The 7,263-nt window shown below is 67.2% G+C and carries 6 protein-coding genes and 1 tRNA gene; 6 read left to right on the top strand and 1 reads right to left on the bottom strand.

Annotated elements, in window-relative coordinates; all coding sequences use genetic code 11:
• Positions 1 to 2,358, bottom strand: a 2,358-nt coding sequence (locus VF662_RS01285) for a TonB-dependent receptor plug domain-containing protein (RefSeq protein WP_464136779.1), incomplete at its 3' end; no start/stop codon positions are given.
• Positions 2,359 to 2,529: 171 nt separating this feature from the next.
• Between VF662_RS01285 and VF662_RS01280 the strand changes: the two genes are divergently transcribed.
• The 6 genes from VF662_RS01280 to VF662_RS01255 all read left to right on the top strand — a co-directional run.
• Positions 2,530 to 2,853 (top strand): polyhydroxyalkanoic acid system family protein, encoded by a 324-nt coding sequence (locus tag VF662_RS01280; RefSeq protein WP_464136775.1) that lies wholly within the window; start codon positions 2,530 to 2,532, stop codon positions 2,851 to 2,853.
• Positions 2,854 to 2,914: 61 nt separating this feature from the next.
• Positions 2,915 to 4,219 carry an FAD-dependent oxidoreductase gene (locus VF662_RS01275; RefSeq protein WP_464136773.1) on the top strand — a complete coding sequence of 435 codons (1,305 nt, stop codon included), beginning with the start codon at positions 2,915 to 2,917 and terminating at the stop codon, positions 4,217 to 4,219.
• A gap of 81 nt (positions 4,220 to 4,300) precedes the next feature.
• Positions 4,301 to 4,377 (top strand) — tRNA-Pro (locus VF662_RS01270).
• A 135-nt stretch (positions 4,378 to 4,512) separates the two neighbouring features.
• Positions 4,513 to 5,970, top strand: coding sequence for a hypothetical protein (locus VF662_RS01265; protein ID WP_464136770.1), 1,458 nt, complete (start codon positions 4,513 to 4,515; stop codon positions 5,968 to 5,970).
• Between the two features lie 69 nt (positions 5,971 to 6,039).
• Positions 6,040 to 6,378, top strand: coding sequence for a GIY-YIG nuclease family protein (locus tag VF662_RS01260; protein ID WP_464136767.1), 339 nt, complete (start codon positions 6,040 to 6,042; stop codon positions 6,376 to 6,378).
• A 109-nt stretch (positions 6,379 to 6,487) separates the two neighbouring features.
• On the top strand, positions 6,488 to 7,263 hold a 776-nt coding region (locus VF662_RS01255), incomplete at its 3' end, for a UDP-N-acetyl glucosamine 2-epimerase (RefSeq protein ID WP_464136764.1).

Genomic DNA, 7,263 nt, shown 5'->3' with positions numbered 1-7,263 from the left:
GCCGAAGCGGTTGGCGCGGGCGGTGAAGCCCAGCCAGTCATGCTCGTAATCGACCGAGACGTTGATCTTGTCGCGCGGCGAGCCCTGGACCAGCCGAAGCCGCTCCTGCCGCCCGAACAGGACGACGCCGGGAACGGCCGCAAGCGGGCCGGGAGCCGCGAGGATCTGCCGGATCTTGGTCTTGTTGTAATTGTAGCCGCCGGTGAGCGTCAGGCTGCCGGCCGTCCCGAGGTTGAAGCGATAGGTCGCAACGAGGTCGAGGCCGCGGGTGCGGGTGTCGAGGCCGTTGACGAAGAAGCGCGCCGCATTGGTCGTCTTGAAGCCCGCATTGTTGAGGATCTCGGCGATCGCGCGTCCCGGGTTGCTGCCGGTGGGATTGCCGGCGGCGTCGCGGCTTGCGCTGAGATTCTCGGTGACGACGATGCGGTCGTCGATGGACACCTGATAGACGTCCAGAGTCACGTTGAGCCGCGGCACGGACGTGAACACGATGCCCGCCGAATAGGAGACGGACGTCTCCGGCCGGAGCGGGGTCGCGCCGAGCGCCACGGCGATCGGGTTGCCGACGGGAAGCGTCACCGTCTCGAGCAGCTGGCCGTTGACGTTGTTGGTCGCCGCGGCGGCATAGAATTGCTGCTGGAGCGACGGCGCGCGGAAGCCTGTCGATGCCGAAGCGCGAAGGGCAATGCCCTCCACCGGCTCGAACCGCGTGGCCACCTTGCCGTTCCAGTCGGAGCCAAAGTCGGAATAATCCTCATAGCGGCCCGCCAGCTGGACGTTGAACTGGTCGGTGACGTCGGCGTCGAGCTCGGCATAAGCGGACACGTTGTGCCGGGACTCGCGCTCGGTGACCGGCTGGCCGCCGATCACGGGCGCGAAGCCCGGGAAGCCCTGCGCGCCCGATGCGCCGCCGAAGGTGCCGCCCTGGTAGCTTCCAGGCTCGCCGGGACGGATCCGGAAGGTCTCGCGGCGATATTCCGCGCCGGCGGAGATCGTCATGCTCTTCGCGAAGCCGACGGCGATGTCCTTGCTGAGATCGAGGTTCACCATCGTCTGCGAGTAGCGGAGCCCGCCCGAATCGAAGCTGGTCGGCGAGGCGGGACCGAACGAGCGGTTGAGCGTGTTGCTGATCAGGAAGTCGAAATCGTTCTCGGCATGGTTGACGGAAAGATCGTAGCGGATGCCGCCGCCGACTTCGCCGCGGGCGCCGCCGACCACGGAGAAGTCCTCGAGCTCGGTGTTGATCAGCGGAAGGAAGCCGTTCGGATAGATGGCCGGCACGTTCCGCGCGTCGCTCGCGAAGCGGTAGAAGGCGGCGCTCTGCCCCGTGCGGTGTCCGTAGGAGGCGAAGCTGTAGAGTTCGATCGCGTCGCTGATCGGCATGCCCGCATTGAGGAACAGCTTGATGTCCCTCGTCATCGGATCGCCGTAGCGGTGGGTGAGCCGGTTGAACGTGAGCTCGCGCGGATCGACCGACGTGCCAATGAGATTGTACTGCCGGCGCGGATCGTAGCCCGCGCGATTGGTGCGCTCGCGATACTGATATTCGGCCGAAAGCGTGACATGGCCCTCGGCGCCGAGCGGCAGGCCGATGATCCCGGCTGCGGTCACCGTCTCTCCGTCGCGCACGCGGCGGTCCTCGCCGGTGGTGGTGAGCTGGTAGGTGCCGTCGGCGCGCACGATCGGCTGCCCGTTGGTGCCGAGAGCGACACCCGTCACCTCCTCGATGCCCTGGACGTTGCTGACATATTGGCCGTAATTGACCTGGAAGCGGCCGCCGGACCGGCGGTCGGACAGCTGGAAGTTCAGCACTCCGGCGATGGCGTCGGAGCCATATTGCGCGGCGGCGCCGTCGCGAAGCACTTCGACCCGCGACAGCGCGATCGAGGGAATGAGGTTGATATCGACTGCCGCCGCGCCGCGGCCGACCGAGCCGTTGATGTTGAGGAGCGCGGTCGTGTGCCGGCGCTTGCCGTTGATCAGCACCAGGGTCTGATCGGGGGAAAGGCCGCGAAGCGTCGCGGGGCGCAGCACGTCGGTGCCGTCCGTGATCGCCGGTTGAGGGAAGTTGAACGAAGGGACCTGCTGGTTCAGCAGCCGGTTGGTCTCGGTGTAGCCGCTCTGGGTCAGCGTCTCGGCTGAGATCACGTCGATCGGGACCGGGCTGTCCGCGACGGTACGGTCGACCCGGCGCGTGCCCGTGACGATGATCGTGTCGCTGCCCTCGACGGAGCGGTCCTCCGCCTGATCGGCGGGCGGATCCGCCGGCTGCTGCTGCGCGGCGGCAGGCTGCGCTGCAAGGACGAAGGCCAGTGAGCTCAAGGTGCCGAGCAGGCCGGCGCGCGAAATGCGGTTCATAATCTTCCCCCACGTTAGCCGCCGTGCGGCACGTTTTGTGAGGCTGCTGCAAAAGCTTGGGCTTGCAAAGGCGAATATCGCTGCGGCGCGAAATTGTCGCCCGCCTGTGCCTCGGGCGCAACGCAGGCGATTGGGCTTGGTGCGCCGATCCGCAGCAGCTAATGCGGGCCCATGAACAAGCCCGTCGTCGTCGATCTCCCCCACCGCCTGGGCGCCGAGGAAGCCAAGTCGCGGATGCAGCGCGGCATCGGCAAGCTGAAGGACTTCATCCCCGGCGGCAATGCCGAGGTCCAGTCGAGCTGGCAGGGCGACCGGATGATCCTCAGCGTGAAGGCGATGGGCCAGGAGGTTTCCGGGAACGTCGACGTGCACGACACGAAGGTGCGGCTGGAGCTGATGCTTCCGCCCTTGCTTGCAATGCTTGCCGGCCCGATCGAGGCCATGCTCCGCAACCGCGGCACCGAGATGCTCGAGGACAAGTCAGGCAAAAGCTGACGAGCGCCGCCCTTGCCTATGCCCGCCACTGCGCTAGCATCGGGGAAAAAGGGAGGCGGCGGTGCGGCATGTGGCGGTGATCGGGTCCGGGCCGGCCGGCTATTACAGCGCCGAGGCGCTCCAGAAGGCATTCGGGGACGAGGTCCGGATCGACATGATCGACCGCCTTCCCGTCCCCTACGGCCTCATCCGCTTCGGCGTCGCGCCCGACCACCAGTCGATCAAGGCCGTCTCCCGCCGCTACGAGAAGGTGGCGCTGTCCGGCAACGTCCGCTTCGTCGGCAACGTGACTGTCGGGCGGGACGTAACCGTCGCCGAGCTCCAGGGCCTCTACGACGCGATCATCCTCGCCACCGGCGCGCCCGACGACCGCACGCTCGACATCCCGGGCAGCGACTTGCCCGGCGTGGTCGGCTCCGCGGCCTTCGTCGGCTGGTATAACGGGCATCCCGAGTTCGCGGACCTCGAGCCGCCTCTGGACGTCGAAGGTGCAGCGGTGATCGGCAACGGCAACGTTGCGCTCGACGTCGCCCGCATCCTCTCGAAGACCCCGGTGGAGTTCGTCGGCTCCGACATCGTCGCCCACGCCTTCGAGGCGCTCGGCAATTCGAGCATCCGCAGGATCCACGTCCTCGGCCGCCGCGGCCCGCACCAGATCGCGATGACGCCCAAGGAACTCGGCGAGCTCGGCCACCTCTCCGACGCCGTGCCGAGCGTCGATCTCGCCGATTTCCCGCCCGAGGGCGACGACGCACTGCTCGAGCCGGGCATGCGCAAGTCCGTCACCCACCTGCGCGTTTTTGCCTCGCTGCCGCAGGACAAGAAGAAGGTCATCGAGTTCGATTTCTTCGCCATGCCCGTGGCCATCGAAGGCGAGGGGAAGGTCGAGCGGCTGGTCGTGGAACGCACCCGCCTCACCGAGGATCTGCGCTCCGTCGGCACCGGCGAGCGCTACGCGATCGACTGCGGCCTGATCGTCAGCTGCATCGGCTACCAGACGCCGCCGATCGAAGGCGTTCCCTACGAGCATGGCCGCGGCCGCTTCGCCAACAGCGACGGCGTCATCGGAGAGGGACTTTACGCGGTGGGCTGGGCCCGCCGCGGCCCCACCGGGACGATCGGCACCAACCGGCCTGACGGCTTCGAAGTTGCCGAGACGATCGCCGCCACGCTCGGCCCAGGGGACAGCGGCAAGGAGGGCGGCTCCGGCCTCGACCGTCTCCTCGGCGCGCGCCGCGTCGACGTCGTCACCTTCCAGGACTGGCAGAAGATCGAAGCCGCCGAAGCCGCCCGCGCCCGCGAAGGCAGCCCGCGCGAGAAGTTCGTCCAGATCGCGGAAATGCTCGGCGTCCGCTCCGGCGCCTAACCCCGCTTGCGCTGTCCAGACGCGGTGCCTATAGGCGCCCATCTGTCTCCCGGTTGGCGCTTCGGCGCCGGACGCACCGGTCGGGGAGTAGCTCAGCCTGGTAGAGCACTGTCTTCGGGAGGCAGGGGCCGGAGGTTCGAATCCTCTCTCCCCGACCATTTTACGTTCATCATCTGTCGCCTATGGAAACGCACATCCGGTCGCGCTTTGTCGCGGCTGGGCCGGACGGTGCAAGATTCAGGCGTGAGGCGGACAGGATGAGCGGACGAGGCTTTCTTCCAGGCAGGCGGGCATTGTTGCTCGGGACGGCGGTGGCCGCGCCCGCCATTCTGTACCGGCTGCCCAAATTCTGGTCGGCCGAAGGCATTGCGGCTCCGATGCCGGCGGCGGCCGTGCCGCAATCCGCGCCTGTCGACACGACCGGGCTGACGCGCTTCTCCGTCGATCAATATTGCGACGGCACGGTGCGCGGGAACACGGCCGGGATGAAGGCGCTCGCCGATGCCGTCATGAAGGCGCGCGGCGGCGTGATCAGCTTCACGCCGCGAAAAGAATATGTCGTCGGCGTCCAGGCCTTCGCTCCGAACCATTTCGGCGTCTGGCAATTTTCGAGGCTGCTCGAGATTTCGGGCTGCACCAAGGCGGTCGTCATCCAGGGCAACGGCGCCCGGATCAAGTTCGCCAACGGCCTTCGGTTCGGCACGTTCGATCCCAAAACCGGGAAGCCCACCAGGAATAAGCAGCCCTTCTACGACGAAAGGCAGCAATCCTTTCCCGCCTACACGATGATCGGCTTCAGCGACAACAAGGGGCCAATCGTTCTCCAGGATATCGAGCTCGACGGGAATGCCGGCGCCTTCATCTACGGCGGCCCGTTCGGCGACACCGGCTGGCAGCTCCCCGCCGACGGGCTCGTGCTCACGAACAACACGGGCGGCATCAGGATCGAGAACGTCCGCGCCCACCACTTCCCGCGCGACGGAGCCCAGATCCTCGACAAGGTCACGCCGGGCTCGCGCAGCGCACGGGCCGTGTTCACCAACGTCGCCTTCGAAAATAACGGCCGCCAGGGCCTCAGCGTGGTCGGCGGGCGCGGCTACCGCTTCGTCAACTGCAAATTCAACGGCACCGGCTTTGACGTGCCGCAGCGCAGCGCACCGACCGCGGGCGTCGACATGGAGCAGGAATCCGGGATCATCCGCGACATCGAGTTCATCAACAGCGAATTCGTCGGCAATTACGGCCCGGCGACGCTTGCGGTCGGCGACGTCGCCGATGTCCGCTACGAAGGCTGCTCGCTCTCCGGCCCCGGCTGGGCGTTCTGGGTGGGATCGGCCGTTCGGACGATTTTCGAGAAATGCACGTTCACCGGCAGCGGCACCAACGGCGGCGGCAACGAAAATCCGGCGCTCGCCACCAGGTTCGTCGACTGCCTTTTCACCGACAATCCGCGCCTGATGCCGAAGGGCGTCACCAGCTTTGCGAGCGCTTATGTCCCCGATCTCGGCGGCGGCTCGATCAACATCCTGTTCGACCGCTGCCGATGGGACATGACCAGCGCGAAGGCGGGCCTCCCCTACACCTATTCCAACACCATCTACCGCGATTGCACGATGAAGAACACGGCCGGCCCAAGCGTCACCCTCGGCCGCTATCTCGGCAACAACGTGGTGACCGGCCCCGCCAATCTCGCCGGCGCGGTAATCGTCGGCCGGGTGCTCCTCAACGGCCGGCTTCTGCCGAGGAGCTAGAGGCCATATTACTACCCGGATATAATTGACATCTTGGCTGGACCCGCTAGGGCTCGCGGCGAGGAGACGATGATGAAGCCCGCCGACAGGAAAGCCGCCATCGCCGCATACCGGGAGCGCAAATCCGCCGCCGGCCTTTACTGCATCCGCTGCAGCGCGAACGGCCAGCAATGGGTCGGGCGTGCGCCGGATCTCGCAACCATCTGGAATCGCCATTCCTTCGCGCTCCGCATGGGGAGCAATCCCCACCCGACGCTGCAGCGGGCGTGGAAAGAGCATGGCTCGGAAAGCTTCGCGTTTCGCGAGCTTGAGCGGCTGGACGAGTCGATCGGGCCCCACGCCCGTGAGGCGACGCTGAAGAAGCGGCTTGCAGATTGGTGTGGGGAGCTGGGCGCCGAAGCCATCTGAAAGCCCCGCGGAAGCACCGGCCGCCGGTGTGCCTCACCTCCTCATTTACCGCTCCTTATAGCCTTCCATCCTATGGCTTCGCGGCAGTTGCCCGAGGAGCCGGATTGCCATGCCTGCAGAGCGGCCCGCCCGCGTTCACCTGATCGCCGCAGCGCGCCCCAATTTCATGAAGGTGGCGCCGCTCTGGCACGCGCTCGCCGCCGCGCCCGATTTCGAGCCGGTGCTGATCCACACCGGCCAGCATTACGACCCCAACATGTCGGACGCGATCTTCGCCGATCTCCGGCTGCCGCAGCCCGACCATCATCTCGGCGTCGGCTCCGGCACCCATGCCGAGCAGACCGGCGGCGTCATGATCGCTTATGAGAAGATCGCGCTCGCCGACCGGCCGGACTGGCTGGTCGTGGTCGGAGACGTCAATTCGACCGCCGCCTGCGCCCTCGTCGCGGCCAAGCTCCGCTTCCCGGTCGTGCATCTCGAAGCCGGCCTCAGGAGCCGCGACCGCGACATGCCCGAGGAGATCAACCGCCTCGTCACCGACGTGCTGGCGGACGTGCTCTGGACGCCTTCGCCCGACGCCGACCGGAACCTCGCCGCCGAAGGCATCCCCGCCGCCCGCGTCACCCGCGTCGGCAACATCATGCTGGACAGCTTCGAGCTCGTTCGCCCCGCGATCGAAGCCGCGGCCGTGCCCGCCGAGCTCGGGCTCGATCACGGACGCTACGGCATCGTCACGCTCCACCGTCCGTCCAACGTCGACGATCCAAAGCAGCTCGCCCGCCTGGTCGAGGCGCTGGTCGAGGCGCAGGCGCGGCTGCCGCTCGTCTTCCCGCTCCACCCGCGCACCGCTCAGCGGCTGGGCGCCGCCGGCCTCCGCGCCAGCCT

Origin of the sequence: Allosphingosinicella sp. (assembly GCF_036387215.1) — a bacterium.
In the GTDB taxonomy this organism is placed as follows: Bacteria; Pseudomonadota; Alphaproteobacteria; order Sphingomonadales; family Sphingomonadaceae; genus Allosphingosinicella.
This window is presented reverse-complemented; position numbering and strand designations above follow the sequence as displayed.

Bases quoted from the DNA above. Each gene is read 5' to 3' on its own strand.
- VF662_RS01280 (WP_464136775.1), top strand. From the start codon at position 2,530: ATGAACAAGCCCGTCGTCGTCGATCTCCCCCACCGCCTGGGCGCCGAG.
- VF662_RS01260 (WP_464136767.1), top strand. From the start codon at position 6,040: ATGATGAAGCCCGCCGACAGGAAAGCCGCCATCGCCGCATACCGGGAG.